This window comes from Marilutibacter spongiae, from assembly GCF_014145325.1.
GTDB classification, from domain to species: domain Bacteria; phylum Pseudomonadota; class Gammaproteobacteria; order Xanthomonadales; family Xanthomonadaceae; genus Marilutibacter; species Marilutibacter spongiae.
The window spans coordinates 75,524-89,531 of the sequence record NZ_JACHTF010000015.1; the positions used below are offsets into that span (position 1 = coordinate 75,524).

The following is a 14,008-nucleotide window of genomic DNA, read 5'->3' on the forward strand; positions in this document are numbered from 1 at the left end:
ACAATAGGCAATTCCCCATACGGTTACGGCGAGCCCGAACATGGCTGAGTTGAAGGAAGCACGCGTCCCCGACATTGGCGACTACGACGGCGTGCCGGTGATTGAATTGCTGGTGGCGGTGGGCGACACCGTCAGCCAGGACCAGGGCCTGGTGACGCTGGAATCGGACAAGGCGACGATGGAGGTGCCCGCGCCGTTCGCTGGCGTGGTGCGCGAGCTCAAGGTCAAGCTGGGCGACGAACTGGCCGAAGGCAGCGTGGTCGCGCTGATCGAGCCCAGCGAAGCATCGGAAGCCGCCCCGGCCGTCGAGGCCAAGGCCGCTCCCGAGGCGCCGGCCGCCTCGAGCCCGCCCGCGCCGGAAGCCGGCAGTGCGTCCGCCCCGGCGCCTGCCAGGGCCACGCCATCCGCGCCGGCCTCTACATCTGCTGGGTCCGAGCCGAAGTCGCCGCCGGTGGCCTTCACCGCCGACGAGCTGTTGCCCGACAAGGTCCCCTACGCCAGCCCCGCCGTGCGCCTGTTCGCACGCGAACTGGGCGTCGACCTGTCGAAGGTGGCCGGCAGCGAGCGCGGCGGCCGGATCAGCCGCGAGGACGTGCAGAAGTTCGTCAAGGGCGTGATGTCCGGCGCGACGCCCGCCGCGCGCACCGGCGGTGGCGGCGGGCTCGACCTGCTGCCATGGCCGAAGGTGGATTTCGCCAAGTTTGGCGAGACCGAGACCCGGCCGCTGTCCCGGATCAAGAAGCTGTCGGGCGCGAACCTCGCGCGCAACTGGGCGATGATCCCGCACGTCACCCAGCACGAAGATGCCGACATCACCGACCTGGAGGCCTTGCGCGTCGCCCTCAACAAGGAGAACGAGAAGGCCAGGAACGGCATCAAGCTGACGATGCTCGCGTTCCTCATGAAGGCCTCGGTCGCGGCCCTGCAGAAGTTTCCCGAGTTCAACGCCTCGCTCGACGCGACCGGCGAGAACCTGGTGCTCAAGAAGTATTACCACGTCGGCTTCGCCGCCGACACGCCCAATGGCCTGGTGGTGCCGGTGGTCCGCGACTGCGACAAGAAGGGCGTCAACCAGATCGCGCTCGAGATGGGCGAGCTCGCCGGGAAGGCGCGCGACGGCAAGCTGGGACCCTCCGACATGAGCGGCGGCTGCTTCTCGATCAGCTCGCTGGGCGGGATCGGGGGCACCGCGTTCACCCCGATCGTCAACGCCCCGGAAGTGGCCATCCTCGGGGTGTCGCGCTCGGCGATGAAGCCGGTCTGGGACGGCAAGGCCTTCCAGCCGCGCCTGGTCCTGCCGCTGTCGCTCAGCTACGACCACCGCGTCATCGACGGGGCCTCCGCGGCCCGTTTCGCCGCCTATCTTTCGACCCTGCTGGGCGACATGCGCCGGGGGCTGCTGTGATGCGCGCTGGACTGTTGGGGCTGGCCCTGGTCGCCGGCCTGGCGTTCGCGCCCGCCGCCGCGGCGGCCGACGCCTGCGGCGCGACCTTCGGCCACGGCTGGCCGCCCGCGACCGAGAACTACGGTTCGGCGGTCGAAGGCCTGCTGGCGGGCGGGGAAGCCCCGCAGCTCATGATCACCCGCCTGCCGTCGCGCGGCACCGAGAGTGCGCTGATGCTGGTCCAGGACGCCGGCGGCTGGCGGCTGCGCTTCGCCGAGGCCGACGAGCGTGTCATGGCCTGGAGCGGCACCGGCGACGGCGTCAAGCGCGAATTGCGCGTCGACCAGTTCCCGGATGTCGAGGAAGTCCCGATCCCGGCGGCGGTGGCCGAGCGGATCGTCGCCAGCTGGCACCGGCTCATGACCTCCCTGCCCGAGGCTCGCAGTGCGCCCTACAGCGACGAAGAGCAGTGGCTGGTCGTGCTCGACGGCGTCCGCGTCGGCGGCGAGGTCCCCGATTGCGATGCCGGCGAACTGCTGGCCGAGCAGGTGAAGCTGCTCATCGAGGCGGTGGACGAAAGCGAGTCCAAGCGCGAGCGCCGATGGGCGCAGGTGCAGGAACTGCTGCGCGAAATGGACGTGCAGTCGCTGGCCGGCCTGGGCGCCGACTGAATCGATGGCCGCGGAAGGCGCCAGCGAAAGCCTCCAGCGGGCGGGCGACAGCGTCATCGACGCAGCCGACGAAGCCGCGCGCAAGGGCGTGGACGGCCTGCAGCCCTTCCTCGACCATACGCTGCTGCAGTTCTCCGGCGTCAGCATCACCGTGGGCGGCATCCTCGCCGCGGTCGTCGCGGTCCTGGTGGCGGTCGTGGTCTCGGCCCTGCTGCGGCGCGCGCTCAATCGCTACGGCGAACGCCAGCCCAACGCCAGCCGCGCGTCGATCTACACCCTGTCGCGGGTCGTGCACTACGCCTTCATCGCCGTCGGCCTGCTGCTGGCGCTGGAGTTCATCGGAATCCCGGTGGCCAAGTTCACCGTCTTCGCCGGCGCGATCGGCGTGGGCCTGGGGTTCGGCCTGCAGGCGATCTTCAACAACTTCATCTCCGGCCTGATCCTGCTGTTCGACCGTTCGCTCAAGGTCGGCGACTTCGTCGAGCTGGAGTCGGGCGTGCACGGCGAGGTGCAGGCCATCCAGATCCGCGCCACCCGCATCGTCACCAACGACAACATCGACATACTGGTGCCGAACTCCGAGTTCGTCAGCGGGCGGGTCGTCAACTGGACCTATCGCGACGTCTCCCGGCGCATCCGGGTGCCCTTCGGCGTGGCCTACGGCACCGACAAGGAACTGGTCAAGAAAGCCGCCCTGGAGGCGGCCGCCGAGGTGCCGTTCACCCTGGCCCTCGACGGCCCGCGCAAGCCCCAGGTGTGGCTGGTCGAGTTCGGCGACAGCAGCCTGAACTTCGAGCTGGTGACCTGGCTGACCGCCGAGGCGACCAAGCGCCCGGCAACGGTCAAGGCCGCCTATCTCTGGGCGCTGGAGACCGCGCTCGCGCAGCATGGCATCGAGATCCCGTTTCCGCAGCGCGACCTCCACCTGCGCAGCATCTTCGGGCAGCAGGGCGACGCGGCGCTGGCTGCGTTCCGGCGCAACGCGCAGGCGGCCGACGACGACGGCGCCGACGCGCCCCGGGCGCCCGCGCTCGCCCATGACGAACGCGAAGCACTGTCGTCCAACGATGCCACCCTCGACGTGCAGCAGGGCGGGGCGGAACTGGCCGAAGGCGCCGAGCGCGAAGACAACACGGACAACGACGCGCGCGAGCGTTGAGCGCGCGCCTGACTGGAGAGCTCCACAATGGCAACACAAATCGAAGTGAAGGTCCCCGACATCGGCGACTACGACGGCGTGCCGGTGATCGAACTGCTGGTCGCGGTCGGCGACAGCGTCAGTGCCGACCAGGGCCTGGTCACGCTGGAGTCCGACAAGGCGACGATGGAAGTGCCGTCGCCCGCCGCCGGCGTGGTCAAGGCGCTCAAGGTCAAGCTCGGCGACACGGTGTCGGAAGGCGCGGTGATCGCGATCCTCGAAGCGGCCGAGGGCGCGTCCGGCGCAACCGAGACGGGTCCGGCGAAGTCGGACGCAGCGGATGCCGGTTCATCCGCTGCCAGCAAGGAGCCCGCGGCGGCTGCCGCGGCTCCGGCCGAGGCGCCGAAGGCCGCGTCCGCGAGCGGCCGCCAGGCCGACATCGAATGCCGCATGGTCGTGATCGGCTCCGGCCCGGGCGGCTACACGGCGGCGTTCCGCGCGGCCGACCTGGGGCTGGACACGGTGCTGGTCGAGCGTTACCCGTCGCTGGGCGGGGTATGCCTCAATGTCGGCTGCATCCCGTCCAAGGCCTTGCTGCATGCCGCCGCCCTGATCGAGGAGGCCGCGCATTCGGCCGAGATCGGCATCAGCTTCGGCAAGCCGAAGATCGACATCGACACGCTGCGCACGTTCAAGCAGGACAAGGTCGTCGATCGCCTGACCGGCGGCCTGGCCGGCATGGCCAGGCAGCGCAAGGTGCGGGTGGTGCAGGGCGTGGCCCGCTTCCTGTCGCCGAACGAACTGGAGATCGCCGGAGAGGATGGCAAGACGCAGGTCCTGCGCTTCGAGCACTGCATCATCGCCGCGGGCTCGCAGGTGGTGAAGCTGCCCAACTTCCCCTGGGACGACCCGCGCGTGATGGACTCCACCGACGCGTTGGAGCTGGCCGAGGTGCCGAAGTCGCTGCTGGTCGTGGGTGGCGGCATCATCGGCCTGGAGATGGCGACGGTCTACCGCGCGCTGGGCGCGGAAGTGACCGTGGTCGAGTTCATGGACCAGTTGATGCCGGGCGCCGACAAGGACCTGGTGAAGCCGTTGGCCGACCGCCTGAAGAAGCAGGGCGTCGCGGTCCACTTGAAGACGAAGGCCGCCAAGGTCGAGGCGGGCAAGAAGGGCATCACGGTGCACTTCGAGAGCGCCGACGAGGGCCAGCAGCCGGCGCTCGCATCCGGGACGTGGGACCGGGTGCTGGTGGCGGTCGGCCGTACGCCCAACGGCGGCAAGCTCGACGCCGACAAGGCCGGCGTGCAGGTGACCGAACGCGGTTTCATCCCGGTCGACCGGCAGATGCGCACCAACGTGCCGCACATCTTCGCGATCGGCGACCTCGTCGGCCAGCCGATGCTCGCGCACAAGGCGACGCACGAGGGCAAGCTGGCGGCTGAAGTCGCCGCCGGCGAGAAGAAGGAGTGGGTGGCGCGGGTGATCCCGTCGGTCGCCTACACCGATCCCGAGATCGCCTGGGTCGGCGTCACCGAGACCGAGGCCAGGGCGAAGGGCCTCAAGGTCAGCGTCGGCAAGTTCCCGTGGGCGGCCAGTGGCCGCGCGATCGGCATCGGCCGCACCGAAGGCTCCACCAAGCTCGTCTTCGACGAAGCCACCCACCGCATCGTCGGCGCCGGCATCGTCGGCGTGCACGCGGGCGACCTGATCGCCGAGCTTGCGCTCGCGATCGAGATGGGCTGCGAGGCCGCGGACATCGGGCACACCGTCCATCCGCACCCGACCCTCAGCGAGAGCGTGGCGATGGCGGCGGAGGTCTACGAAGGCACCATCACCGACCTGTACCTGCCCAAGCGCGGGAAGTAGGCGGCCCGGACGGGCCCGCGGACGGAACGAAGCCCCGGCATGCCGGGGCTTCGCTGTTTGAGCCGACCGCGCCAGTGGGCCCTTGACGAGGAAATGGAAGGCGGGGTGCTCATGGGGTTCGACACGCCGTGTCGGCGAAAGTTCACCGCGCGCGCTCAGCCGGCCACCAGGGTCCCGCCGGCTGCGGCGCGGCGCGCCTCGATGCGCCGCCATGCCTTCTCGTGCAGGTGGTAGGCGATGCTGTTGATGGCCGGCTCGACCAGGGCCAGCGTCCCGCCCACCAGCACGCTGCCGGTCATCAGGTAGCCGACGGCGAAGGCCACGCTGAAATGCACCGCGGCGAAGCTGAATGTCTTGGACATTGCGCCCACCTGTTAATGAGAATGATTATTGATAGTGGCGTCCGTGGCCGCTAAAATCCAATGGAATCAATGAATCCAGGGCATAGGAACAGGCTATCGCGGGCGCCTCCCGCTGCCGGTGGCGGCGACTTGTGGCGGTTGCCGTAAAAGCCTCCGCGCTCTATACTTTTGCGGCTCACCCGGGCGGTTTTGTCCAACGTGATCGAGTCCCGCGTGTACGATCCCCTGAAAGCAGGTCAACGCCTGGCGCGTAAAACGCTTGCCTGGCAAGCCGCAGCGGCACTGCTGCTGGCGCTGGCCTTCCTTGTGCAGGGGGTTTCGCACGCGCTGTCGGCGCTGGTCGGCGGCCTCGCGATCGGGCTGGGGGGGCTTGTCGCGGCGCGGCTCATGGTCGGCGGCGGCATCCAGCCCGCGGGCGCGGTGCTGCTGCGATGGTTCATCGGCGCGGCGGTCAAGTGGGTGGTGGTGTGTGCGGTGCTGTTGTTGGGTCTGGTGGTCTGGCGCTTGCCGCCGCTTCCACTGCTGCTGGGGATGGTCACGGGCCTCGCCACGCAGATGTACGCCATGACCCGGCGTTGATCAATCACTTCTAGATATCAGGATCCAGGACACATGGCGGGCGAGGCGGAACTGACTCCCACCGGGTACATCCAACACCATCTCCAGAACCTGACGGCGTCGGTGGGAGAGGGCAGCTTCTGGACCATCAACGTGGACACCCTGGTGTCGGCGATCCTGATGGGCCTGCTGATCGTGGTGGCCTTCTGGACCGCCACCCGCAAGGCGACGCCTGGCGTGCCGGGCAAGTGGCAGGCCTTCGTCGAGATCTGCCTGGAGTTCGTGGACAAGCAGGCGCGCGACACGTACCACGGTCCGAGCAAGCTGGTGACGCCGATCGCGATCACCCTGTTCTTCTGGATCCTCATGATGAACCTGCTGAAGATGATCCCGGCAGACTTCATCGCCAAGCCCCTCGAACTGATGGGCGTGCACTACTGGAAGCCGGTGCCCACCGCGGACGTCAACGCGACCCTGGGCATGTCCATCAGCGTGTTCTTCCTGATGCTGTTCTTCGCGATCCGCGCCAAGGGCTTCGGCGGCTTCACCAAGGAATTCCTGACCGCCCCGTTCGGCAAGTGGATGATGCCGTTCAACCTGATCCTGAACATCGTCGAGTGGCTGAGCAAGCCGATCTCGCTGGCGATGCGACTGTTCGGCAACATGTTCGGCGGCGAGATCGTGTTCCTGCTGATCTGGGTGCTCGGCGGCGCCGGCATCCTCGGCGCGCTCGCGGGCGGCGCGTTCGGCTTCGGCTGGATGCTGTTCCACCTGCTGGTGATCCCGCTGCAGGCCTTCATCTTCATGATGCTGTCCATCGTGTACCTGAGCCTGTCGGAAGACGCTCACTGATCGCAGTACCCCATTCGAAATACCGCTTTTCCCTTCCACCCTTTGCAATACCCAACCTAGTTCGGAGATAACCATGGAAATTCTTGCCCACCTCGCCCAGGTCCAGTCGTCCACCGCGCTGGCCGTCGGCATCATGATCGGCCTGGCCGCCCTGGGTGCGGGTCTTGGCCTGGCGATCATGGCCGGCAAGTTCCTCGAGTCGGCCGCGCGCCAGCCGGAGCTGATCCCGGTCCTGCAGGTCCGCATGTTCATCACCGCCGGCCTGATCGACGCCGCGTTCATCATCAGCGTCGCCGTCGGCCTGCTGCTGGCCTTCGCGAACCCGATGGCTTCCGCGCTGCTGGCCGAAGCCGCAAAGGTCGCCGGCTAATCACCGGTTGCGCGTCGCGGCGGGTGGCCCAGGCCACCTGCCGTGGGGATGAAGGGTCGACACCCCGCGTGTCGATGGCCCGTCACCATCTGGCAGAGCCTTACGTATGAGCATCAACCTGACCCTATTTGCCCAGGCCCTGGCGTTCGCCGCCTTGATCTGGATCATCGCGACCAAGATCTGGCCGCCGCTGCTCAGTGCCATCGAGGAGCGCCAGAAGAAGATCGCCGAGGGCCTCGCTGCCGCGGACCTGAGCCAGCAGCACCTGGCCCAGGCCCAGGAAAAGGTCGACGCCGAGCTGCGTACGGCCCGGACCAAGGCCAACGAGATCATCGAGCAGGCGCACCAGCGCGCCAACCAGATCATCGACCAGGCCAAGAACGACGCCATCGCCGAGGCCGCGCGCCAGAAGGCGCTGGCCGAGGACGAGATCGCCGCTGCCACCAACCGTGCCCGCGAGGACCTGCGCAGGCAGGTGTCCGTGCTGGCCGTCAGCGGTGCCGAGAAACTGATCCGCCGCGAGATCGACGCCAGCGCCCACAAGGCGCTGCTCGACGAACTCGCCGCCGAAATCTGATCGGGAAGGCTGAGCGATGACCCAGGCCCTGACCCTCGCCCGACCCTATGCCCGCGCGGCTTTCGCGCTGGCGCGGGACACCGGGCGTACCGCCGACTGGTCGCAGGCGCTGGCGTTCGCCGCGCAGGTGGCCGCCAACCCGCAGGCCCATGCCCTGCTGGGCCACCCGCAGCTCGGCGAAGCCGACGCGGTCGGCCTGCTCGCGCCCGCGCAGGCGGACGAAGCGTTCACCCGCTTCCTGGGCCTGCTGGTCGACAACCGCCGCGTCGTGCTGCTGCCGGAGATCGCCGGCCTGTACGAGGAGCTTCGCGCCGAAGCCGATCGCGTGGTCAAGGCCAAGGTCACCGCCGCCAGCGAACTGCCGGCGGCGGAACTGGAGTCGATCAAGGCGGCGCTCAAGAAGCGCTTCGGCCGCGAAGTCGAGATCAGCACGGCGGTCGACGCCTCGCTGCTCGGCGGCGCGGTGATCGATACCGGCGACGTGGTGATCGACGGCTCGCTCAAAGGCAAGCTCGCGCGCCTGCAGACTTCGCTCGCGCAGTAAACGAATTCAAATGCACACCCGGCTGCGGCCGGATCAAGGGAACCACCCATGGCAACCACCCAGCTCAACCCGTCCGAAATCAGCGAACTGATCAAGACCCGCATCGACCAGGTCAAGCTGACCGCCGAGGCGCGCAACGAAGGCACCGTCACCTCGGTGTCCGACGGCATCGTGCGCATCTACGGTCTGGCCGACGTCATGCAGGGCGAAATGATCGAACTGCCGCAGAACACGTTCGCCCTGGCGCTGAACCTCGAGCGCGACTCGGTCGGCGCCGTGGTGCTGGGTGACTACGAGCACCTGCGCGAAGGCGACGTCGCCAAGACCACCGGCCGCATCCTCGAAGTGCCGGTCGGCCGCGAACTGCTCGGCCGCGTGGTGAACGCGCTGGGCGAGCCGATCGACGGCAAGGGCCCGATCGCCGCCGCGCAGACCGCGCCGGTCGAGCGCGTCGCGCCGGGCGTGATCTGGCGCAAGTCGGTCGACCAGCCGGTGCAGACCGGTTACAAGTCGGTCGACTCGATGATCCCGATCGGCCGTGGCCAGCGCGAGCTGGTGATCGGCGACCGCCAGACCGGCAAGACCGCCCTGGCGATCGACGCGATCATCAACCAGAAGGGTACCGGCATCAAGTGCATTTACGTCGCGATCGGCCAGAAGGCCAGCTCGGTCGCCAACGTCGTGCGCAAGCTGGAAGAGAACGGCGCCCTGGCGCACACCATCGTGGTCGCCGCGACCGCCTCCGAGTCGGCTGCCATGCAGTACATCTCGGCCTACTCCGGCTGCACCATGGGCGAGTTCTTCATGGATCGCGGCGAAGACGCCCTGATCGTGTACGACGACCTGTCCAAGCAGGCCGTCGCCTACCGCCAGATCTCGCTGCTGCTCAAGCGTCCGCCGGGCCGCGAGGCCTACCCGGGCGACGTGTTCTACCTGCACAGCCGCCTGCTGGAGCGCGCCGCGCGCGTGTCCGAGGATTACGTCGAGCAGTTCACCCAGGGCGAGGTCAAGGGCCAGACCGGTTCGTTGACCGCGCTGCCGATCATCGAGACCCAGGCCGGCGACGTCTCGGCGTTCGTTCCGACCAACGTGATCTCGATCACCGACGGCCAGATCTTCCTCGAGACCGACCTCTTCAACGCCGGCATCCGCCCGGCCGTGAACGCCGGCATCTCGGTCTCGCGCGTCGGTGGCGCGGCCCAGACCAAGATCATCAAGAAGCTCTCGGGCGGCATCCGCATCTCGCTCGCCCAGTACCGCGAGCTGGCAGCGTTCGCGCAGTTCGCCTCGGACCTGGACGAAGCCACCCGCAAGCAGCTCGAGCGCGGCCAGCGCGTCACCGAGCTGATGAAGCAGAAGCAGTACGCGCCGATGTCGATCGCCATGCAGGCGCTTTCGATCTACGCCGTCAACGAGGGCTACCTCGACGACGTGCCGGTCAACCGCATCGGCGCCTTCGAGGACGGCATGCACGCCCACTTCACCAACACCCAGGGCGAGCTGGTCGACAAGGTCAACGCCAGCGGCGCCTGGAACGACGAGATCGAAGCGGCGTTCAAGAAGGGCATCGAAGAGTTCAAGACCACCGGCTCTTACTGAGTCGATGTAATTGGTGATCCGTGATCCGTGATTCGTGACGGCAACCGCCAGGCGAATCACGACACGGATCACGAATGACCCACCACGAATCACGGCGAGCGTAGCGAGCGAATACATGGCAGGCGGACGCGAAATCAAATCCAAGATCAAGAGCGTGCAGAACACCCGCAAGGTGACGCGCGCGCTCGAAATGGTCTCGGCCTCCAAGATCCGCAAGGCGCAGGACCGGATGCGGGCGTCGCGTCCGTATGCCCGTGTCATGAAGCAGGTGATCGGCCACCTCGCGCAGGCGAACACCGATTACCAGCATCCGTTCCTCGAGGAGCGCGCCGAGGTCAAGCGGGTCGGTTACCTGGTCGTGTCCTCGGACCGCGGCCTGGCCGGCGGCCTGAACAACAACATGTTCCGCAAGCTGCTGGCGGAGTTCCGCGGCTGGCAGGACAAGGGCGTCGAGGTCGACGTGGTGACCATCGGCCAGAAGGCCTCGGTCTACTTCCGCCGCCTGAAAGTCAACATGATCGGTTCGGTCACCCACCTGGGCGACCAGCCGAAGCTCGAGCAGCTCGTGGGCGTGGTCAAGGTGATGCTGGACGGCTACAGCGAAGGCAGCCTGGACCGGGTCTTCGTCTGCTACAACGACTTCATCAACACCATGACCCAGCGCGCCACCTTCGACCAGCTGCTGCCGCTGCCGAAGCCGGAGGCACAGGTCGCCCGCCACGACTGGGACTATATCTACGAGCCGGACGCGGCCGACGTGCTCGACCGCGTGCTGACCCGCTACGTCGAGTCGCTGGTCTACCAGGCGGTGCTGGAGAACGTCGCGTCCGAGCATGCCGCGCGCATGGTCGCCATGAAGGCCGCCTCCGACAACGCCAGCAAGATGATCGACACCCTGCAGCTGGTCTACAACAAGGCGCGCCAGGCGGCGATCACCCAGGAAATCTCGGAAATCGTCAGCGGCGCCGCCGCGGTCTGACCCACAACCCATTCCCGCGGGCGCAGGTCGCGACCGCACGCAAGCTTAAAGTTACGAGGAAACAACCATGAGCCAGGGCAAGATCGTTCAGATCATCGGTGCCGTCGTCGACGTCGAGTTCCCGCGCGCCGAAGTGCCGAAGGTGTACGACGCACTGAAGGTCGACAACACCGAAATCACGCTGGAAGTCCAGCAGCAGCTCGGCGACGGTGTGGTGCGCACCATCGCCCTGGGTTCGACCGACGGCCTGAAGCGCAACCTGGTCGCCACCAACACCGGAAAGGCCATCTCGGTCCCGGTGGGTGCCGGCACCCTGGGTCGCATCATGGACGTGCTCGGCCGCCCGATCGACGAGGCCGGTCCCGTCGAGGCGAGCGCCGAATGGGAAATCCACCGCTCGGCCCCGACCTACGAGGAGCAGTCCTCGGCCAACGACCTGCTCGAGACCGGCATCAAGGTCATCGACCTGATGTGCCCCTTCGCGAAGGGCGGCAAGGTCGGCCTGTTCGGCGGCGCCGGCGTCGGCAAGACCGTCAACATGATGGAACTGATCAACAACATCGCCAAGGCGCACTCCGGCCTGTCGGTGTTCGCCGGCGTGGGCGAGCGTACCCGCGAAGGCAACGACTTCTACCACGAGATGAAGGACTCCAACGTCCTCGACAAGGTGGCGATGGTCTACGGCCAGATGAACGAGCCGCCGGGCAACCGCCTGCGCGTGGCCCTGACCGGCCTGACCATGGCCGAGTACTTCCGCGACGAGAAGGACGCTTCGGGCAAGGGCAAGGACGTGCTGCTGTTCGTGGACAACATCTACCGCTACACCCTGGCCGGCACCGAGGTTTCGGCACTGCTGGGCCGCATGCCGTCCGCGGTGGGCTACCAGCCGACCCTGGCCGAGGAAATGGGCGTCCTGCAGGAGCGCATCACCTCGACCAAGACCGGCTCGATCACCTCGATCCAGGCCGTGTACGTCCCCGCGGACGACCTGACCGACCCGTCGCCGGCGACCACCTTCGCCCACCTCGACGCCACCGTCGTGCTGTCGCGAAACATCGCCTCGCTGGGCATCTACCCCGCGGTCGACCCGCTGGACTCGACCAGCCGCCAGCTGGACCCGAACGTCATCGGCAACGAGCATTACGACGTCGCCCGCAAGGTCCAGGCGACGCTGCAGAAGTACAAGGAGCTCAAGGACATCATCGCGATCCTGGGCATGGACGAGCTGTCGGAAGAGGACAAGCAGGCCGTGTCCCGCGCGCGAAAGATCGAGCGCTTCTTCTCCCAGCCCTTCCACGTGGCCGAGGTCTTCACCGGTTCGCCGGGCAAGTACGTGTCGCTGAAGGACACCATCCGCGGCTTCAAGGGCATCGTCGAAGGCGAGTACGACCACCTGCCCGAGCAGGCGTTCTACATGGTCGGCACGATCGACGAAGCGGTCGAGAAGGGCCAGAAGATCACTGGCTGAGGCCGTGATTGGTGATGGGTGATTGGTGATTCGAAAAGCGGCAAGTTCGTGAATGAAGTGGTGGCTGGAGTTCGCTCCCGACCAGTCACGAATCGCGAATCACCCATCACGTCAAACGAGCATAGCGAGAGAGACCCATGGCAACCACCATCCGCTGCGACATCGTCAGTGCCGAGAACGAGATCTTCCACGGCGAGGCCGAGCTGGTCGTCGCCACCGGCGAGATGGGCGAGCTCGGCATCGCGCCGAAGCACGCCCCGCTGATCACCCGGCTCAAGCCCGGCAAGGTCGTGGTGACCCTGCCCGGCGGCGAGCAGCTCGATTTCGCGATCTCCGGCGGCATCCTCGAGGTGCAGCCGCAGGTGGTGACGGTGCTGGCCGATACCGCCGTGCGCGCCGAGGACATCGACGAGGCCGCGGTGCGGGCCGCGAAGGACGAGGCCGAGCGCATCCTGGCCAATCGCGGCGAGCAGATGGAGATCGCCGAGGCGCAGGCCAGGCTGGCCGAGGCCATGGCGCAGCTGCAGGCCCTCGAGCGCCTGCGTCGCAACATGAAGCATTGATCGGCCGGGACATCCCGGATGATCCGAGAACGCCGGCCTTCGCCGGCGTTTTTCGTTTTCCGGGCACCTGCAGGCGTTCGCCCTGGCGCGCCTTCAGTCCGGGGGATGCCCCGGCAGCATCGGGTGGATCGGCTGGTGGGGCTCGGCCGCCACGTCGAAGTTCAGCCAGGACAGCAGCAACTGCATGCCGAGGATGAATGGCAGGGCCGCCAGCATGACCGTGCCGGCGCTGGCGGGCTCGCCGCTTCGGATGGACGCCAGCCACTGCCAGGACCCGAAACCCAGTCCGAAGCCCAGCAAGGGCACGGCCAGCAGCAGTTCGACGGACGCGATCGAGAACCCGCGCAGGAAGTAGGTATGCCCGATCCGGCGCATCAGGTTGCGCAGGTTGCCTGCCAGGAATGGCCATACCATGCGCATGGGCCGAAGGCTCGAAACCTCGTCGCCGTAGCGGGCGGGCATCGGCATCTCGGCCACGACCGCGCGCAGCGCATTGAGATGGTGCAACAGGTCGGACTCGAAGAAGTAGCGGCTGGCCAACCTGCCGGTATCGAGCTGCGCGAGTACCGCGGCATGGATCGCGGTGAAACCATTCGTGGGATCGAACAGTTGCCAGTAGCCGCTGGACGCCTTGGTCAGGAAGGACAGGCAGGCGTTGCCCAGCAGGCGCATGGGCGGCATGCCGCGCAGGTCGCCGAGCCGGTGGAAGCGATTGCCCTTGCAGTAGTCGGCCCGGCCGTCGCGTATGGGTCGGATCAGTGCAGGCACGAGCGCGGGGTCCATCTGGCCGTCGCCGTCGAGCTTGACGATGATGTCGGCACCTGCCTCGAGCGCGGCGCGGTAGCCGGTCAGGACCGCGGCGCCCACGCCCCGGTTGCGGTCGTGCACGTGCACGCGCACGCGTAGGTCGCGCGTGCCGGTCAGGGCCCGCGCGACGCTGCCGTCCGGGCAGGCGTCGTCGATGACATGGATGCTTCCCACCTCCGGCCCGATCCGCGCCAGCAGCGGCAGGAGGGCATCGCCGACGCGATAGCACGGGATGACCACGGCGATGTGCGGGGCGGTCATGGCCAG

Annotated in this window: 15 protein-coding genes; 13 read left to right on the plus strand and 2 right to left on the minus strand. The window is 67.6% G+C overall.

Annotated features, from left to right (window positions below):
- The first annotated feature begins 40 nt into the window (after positions 1 to 40).
- From aceF to lpdA, 4 genes are read left to right on the plus strand one after another with little or no spacing between them, the layout of a single operon-like run.
- Positions 41 to 1,405 carry a dihydrolipoyllysine-residue acetyltransferase gene (gene aceF / locus H4F98_RS13235; protein ID WP_182688304.1) on the plus strand — a complete coding sequence of 455 codons (1,365 nt, stop codon included), beginning with the start codon at positions 41 to 43 and terminating at the stop codon, positions 1,403 to 1,405.
- Complete coding sequence (locus tag H4F98_RS13240; RefSeq protein WP_182688305.1) at positions 1,405 to 2,055, plus strand: hypothetical protein; 651 nt, start codon at positions 1,405 to 1,407, stop codon at positions 2,053 to 2,055. The genes aceF and H4F98_RS13240 overlap by 1 nt, the downstream gene beginning before the upstream one ends.
- Positions 2,056 to 2,059: 4 nt before the next feature.
- Positions 2,060 to 3,214 (plus strand): mechanosensitive ion channel family protein, encoded by a 1,155-nt coding sequence (locus tag H4F98_RS13245; protein ID WP_182688306.1) that lies wholly within the window; start codon positions 2,060 to 2,062, stop codon positions 3,212 to 3,214.
- Positions 3,215 to 3,241: 27 nt separating this feature from the next.
- The gene (lpdA, locus tag H4F98_RS13250) at positions 3,242 to 5,062 is read left to right on the plus strand and encodes a dihydrolipoyl dehydrogenase (protein WP_182688307.1); all 1,821 of its coding nucleotides are present in this window, start codon (positions 3,242 to 3,244) and stop codon (positions 5,060 to 5,062) included.
- A gap of 155 nt (positions 5,063 to 5,217) precedes the next feature.
- Here lpdA and H4F98_RS13255 read toward each other — a convergent pair whose 3' ends face one another.
- Positions 5,218 to 5,424, minus strand: coding sequence for a DUF2061 domain-containing protein (locus tag H4F98_RS13255; protein ID WP_182688308.1), 207 nt, complete (start codon positions 5,422 to 5,424; stop codon positions 5,218 to 5,220).
- Positions 5,425 to 5,637: 213 nt separating this feature from the next.
- Here H4F98_RS13255 and H4F98_RS13260 point away from each other — a divergent pair, with 213 nt between their 5' ends.
- The 9 genes from H4F98_RS13260 (at position 5,638) to H4F98_RS13300 (ending at position 12,934) form a co-directional block, all read left to right on the plus strand.
- The gene (locus H4F98_RS13260; RefSeq protein ID WP_343064770.1) at positions 5,638 to 6,003 is read left to right on the plus strand and encodes a hypothetical protein; all 366 of its coding nucleotides are present in this window, start codon (positions 5,638 to 5,640) and stop codon (positions 6,001 to 6,003) included.
- A gap of 33 nt (positions 6,004 to 6,036) precedes the next feature.
- A complete protein-coding gene (gene atpB, locus H4F98_RS13265; protein ID WP_182688309.1) occupies positions 6,037 to 6,834 on the plus strand; it encodes a F0F1 ATP synthase subunit A in 798 nt (265 codons plus the stop codon).
- A 73-nt stretch (positions 6,835 to 6,907) separates the two neighbouring features.
- Positions 6,908 to 7,204, plus strand: a complete 297-nt coding sequence (gene atpE, locus H4F98_RS13270; protein WP_220479217.1) for a F0F1 ATP synthase subunit C — start codon at positions 6,908 to 6,910, stop codon at positions 7,202 to 7,204.
- 106 nt (positions 7,205 to 7,310) lie between these two features.
- On the plus strand, positions 7,311 to 7,781 hold the full coding sequence (locus tag H4F98_RS13275; RefSeq protein ID WP_141518637.1) for a F0F1 ATP synthase subunit B: 471 nt from the start codon (positions 7,311 to 7,313) through the stop codon (positions 7,779 to 7,781).
- A gap of 16 nt (positions 7,782 to 7,797) precedes the next feature.
- Entirely contained in the window at positions 7,798 to 8,325 is a 528-nt protein-coding gene (locus H4F98_RS13280; protein WP_182688310.1) for a F0F1 ATP synthase subunit delta, read from the plus strand.
- Between the two features lie 48 nt (positions 8,326 to 8,373).
- Complete coding sequence (atpA, locus tag H4F98_RS13285; RefSeq protein WP_182688311.1) at positions 8,374 to 9,924, plus strand: F0F1 ATP synthase subunit alpha; 1,551 nt, start codon at positions 8,374 to 8,376, stop codon at positions 9,922 to 9,924.
- A 115-nt stretch (positions 9,925 to 10,039) separates the two neighbouring features.
- Entirely contained in the window at positions 10,040 to 10,903 is an 864-nt protein-coding gene (gene atpG / locus H4F98_RS13290) for a F0F1 ATP synthase subunit gamma (protein ID WP_182688312.1), read from the plus strand.
- A gap of 67 nt (positions 10,904 to 10,970) precedes the next feature.
- Positions 10,971 to 12,371, plus strand: coding sequence for a F0F1 ATP synthase subunit beta (atpD, locus tag H4F98_RS13295; RefSeq protein WP_141518641.1), 1,401 nt, complete (start codon positions 10,971 to 10,973; stop codon positions 12,369 to 12,371).
- Positions 12,372 to 12,508: 137 nt separating this feature from the next.
- Positions 12,509 to 12,934, plus strand: coding sequence for a F0F1 ATP synthase subunit epsilon (locus H4F98_RS13300; protein WP_182688313.1), 426 nt, complete (start codon positions 12,509 to 12,511; stop codon positions 12,932 to 12,934).
- A gap of 93 nt (positions 12,935 to 13,027) precedes the next feature.
- On the opposite strand, the gene H4F98_RS13305 is transcribed toward H4F98_RS13300, so the two are convergent.
- Positions 13,028 to 14,002 (minus strand): glycosyltransferase family 2 protein, encoded by a 975-nt coding sequence (locus H4F98_RS13305; protein ID WP_182688314.1) that lies wholly within the window; start codon positions 14,000 to 14,002, stop codon positions 13,028 to 13,030.
- Positions 14,003 to 14,008: the final 6 nt, after the last annotated feature.

What these genes read in the sequence shown, in the direction of transcription:
- atpE (WP_220479217.1), top strand. Translation starts at nt 6,908, where the DNA reads ATGGAAATTCTTGCCCACCTCGCCCAGGTCCAGTCGTCCACCGCGCTG.
- H4F98_RS13300 (WP_182688313.1), top strand. Translation starts at nt 12,509, where the DNA reads ATGGCAACCACCATCCGCTGCGACATCGTCAGTGCCGAGAACGAGATC.
- atpA (WP_182688311.1), top strand. Translation starts at nt 8,374, where the DNA reads ATGGCAACCACCCAGCTCAACCCGTCCGAAATCAGCGAACTGATCAAG.
- H4F98_RS13305 (WP_182688314.1), bottom strand. Translation starts at nt 14,002, where the DNA reads ATGACCGCCCCGCACATCGCCGTGGTCATCCCGTGCTATCGCGTCGGC.
- atpD (WP_141518641.1), top strand. Translation starts at nt 10,971, where the DNA reads ATGAGCCAGGGCAAGATCGTTCAGATCATCGGTGCCGTCGTCGACGTC.
- aceF (WP_182688304.1), top strand. Translation starts at nt 41, where the DNA reads ATGGCTGAGTTGAAGGAAGCACGCGTCCCCGACATTGGCGACTACGAC.
- H4F98_RS13245 (WP_182688306.1), top strand. Translation starts at nt 2,060, where the DNA reads ATGGCCGCGGAAGGCGCCAGCGAAAGCCTCCAGCGGGCGGGCGACAGC.
- lpdA (WP_182688307.1), top strand. Translation starts at nt 3,242, where the DNA reads ATGGCAACACAAATCGAAGTGAAGGTCCCCGACATCGGCGACTACGAC.
- H4F98_RS13240 (WP_182688305.1), top strand. Translation starts at nt 1,405, where the DNA reads ATGCGCGCTGGACTGTTGGGGCTGGCCCTGGTCGCCGGCCTGGCGTTC.
- H4F98_RS13255 (WP_182688308.1), bottom strand. Translation starts at nt 5,424, where the DNA reads ATGTCCAAGACATTCAGCTTCGCCGCGGTGCATTTCAGCGTGGCCTTC.
- atpG (WP_182688312.1), top strand. Translation starts at nt 10,040, where the DNA reads ATGGCAGGCGGACGCGAAATCAAATCCAAGATCAAGAGCGTGCAGAAC.
- H4F98_RS13280 (WP_182688310.1), top strand. Translation starts at nt 7,798, where the DNA reads ATGACCCAGGCCCTGACCCTCGCCCGACCCTATGCCCGCGCGGCTTTC.
- atpB (WP_182688309.1), top strand. Translation starts at nt 6,037, where the DNA reads ATGGCGGGCGAGGCGGAACTGACTCCCACCGGGTACATCCAACACCAT.
- H4F98_RS13275 (WP_141518637.1), top strand. Translation starts at nt 7,311, where the DNA reads ATGAGCATCAACCTGACCCTATTTGCCCAGGCCCTGGCGTTCGCCGCC.